The 1610-nt window shown below is 68.9% G+C and carries 1 protein-coding gene; it reads right to left on the bottom strand.

All coding sequences use genetic code 11. From position 1 onward, the window contains the following. On the bottom strand, window positions 1–1610 hold a 1610-nt coding region (locus AB0O00_RS38585), incomplete at both ends, for an SNF2-related protein (RefSeq protein ID WP_363659344.1).

The following is a 1610-nucleotide window of genomic DNA, read 5'->3' as shown; positions in this document are numbered from 1 at the left end:
GCGATCGTGGGGCGCTTGATGCCGACCTCGTCGGCGGTCTTCACGTCCGTGATCAGGCGCCACTGGGTGGACAGCGCAGTGAGGTTGGTGAACTCCGAGAACCGCTCGACCAGGCGCACGCCGGACCCGTCGGGGGCCATCTCCAGGCGGACCTTGGTCTTGCCGAACAGGGCCGCCCACTCGTCGAAGCCCTCGCAGCCGTACTGGCGCAGGATCCACGGCGCGGCGTAGCGCAGCAGGGTGTGCATCTCGGAGATCGAGTTGGTCAGCGGGGTGCCGGTGGCCAGGGTGACGACCGGCTTGTCCGGGCGCAGTTGGTGGAGGTGGTCGAGCTTCTGGTGCAGGTCGAGTGCTTTGATCTTCGACTGGGAGTAGGCCAGGCGGGACTTGATGCCCAGGCCCTTGAAGCGGTGCGCCTCGTCAATGAGGAGGTAGTCGAAGCCGAGGTCGTCCCAGTACACCTCGCCGGGACGGCGCATCGGGGCGTCCGCGGTGCGGATCTCGGCCTCGAAGCGTTCCAGGCGCTCCTGGAGGCGGGACTGTTGCAGGCGGACGCCGGCCTCGGCCTTTTCCCGCTTGATCTGTTCCTTGAGCCGCTCGACCTCGCCGAAGATGTAGCGCTCTTGGTGCTCGGGGCTCATCCGCACGCTGGTGAACGCCGGCTCAGTGAAGATCACCAGATCCGGGGTGTTGGAGCGCAGGTACTCCAGCGTGGCGCGGCGCCGGTCCTCGGCCAGGTCCTCGCTGGTGATCAGCAGGATGTCGGCGTTCGGGTACAGGAAGCTCGCCTCGTCGTACCACTGCTGGGCGAGGTGGTTGGGCACGACGACGACGGGCTTGGTGACCTGCTGGGAGGCCTTGAGGGCCATGGCCCCGAGCACCATCGTGGTGGTTTTGCCCAGGCCGACCTCGTGGGCGAGGATCACCGACCGCTCGTACTGCATGCGTGCGGCGGCGGCGAGCTGGTGGGCGTGGGGGGTGCGCTCGGTGGTGAGGCCGTCCAGCGTCGGTGACAGGCCGTCGTAGTTGCGCACGACGTGCCCGTTCATGACCTCGTTGAAGGCCTCGACCAGGACCGTGGCGCGCTCGCGGGTGCCGGTGACGTAGGCCTCGAACGCCGACCGCATGGCGTCGGCCTTCTGCCGTACGGCCCGGGTGTCGGCGTCGTTGGCGGCCCGGGTGACCTTGCCGTTCTCGGTGACTTCGGTGTCGTAGACCGTCAGGTCGGAGTTGCCGAGCACCTTCTGGGCGATCCGCAGCGCCGGCACCCGCGGCGTGCCGAGCATGAGGTTGCGTTCCTCGGGGACCTTGCCCGCGTAGATCGACCACCCGTAGAGCGGGGTGTGCTCCACCCGCAGTGTCAGGTCGCCGAGATAGTCCCGCAGGAAGCCCTGGACCAGCTCGGGCGGCACCCAGGACGCGCCGAGCTGGACGGTGAACTCGCCCAGCTGCCGCAGGCGGGGCTGGACCGCCTCCAGCGCCGCCACGTTCACGGCGAACGCCGGATCCTTCTCGGCGGCCCGGACGGCCTCCTGCAGCTTCTGGCGCACCGCTCCGGTGAGGTAGGAACCGGCGTGTTCGAGCCGGTCGGTGGCCGGGTTGTGGAAGAC

Origin of the sequence: Kitasatospora sp. NPDC093558 (assembly GCF_040683475.1) — a bacterium.
Lineage (GTDB): Bacteria > Actinomycetota > Actinomycetes > Streptomycetales > Streptomycetaceae > Kitasatospora.
This window is presented reverse-complemented; position numbering and strand designations above follow the sequence as displayed.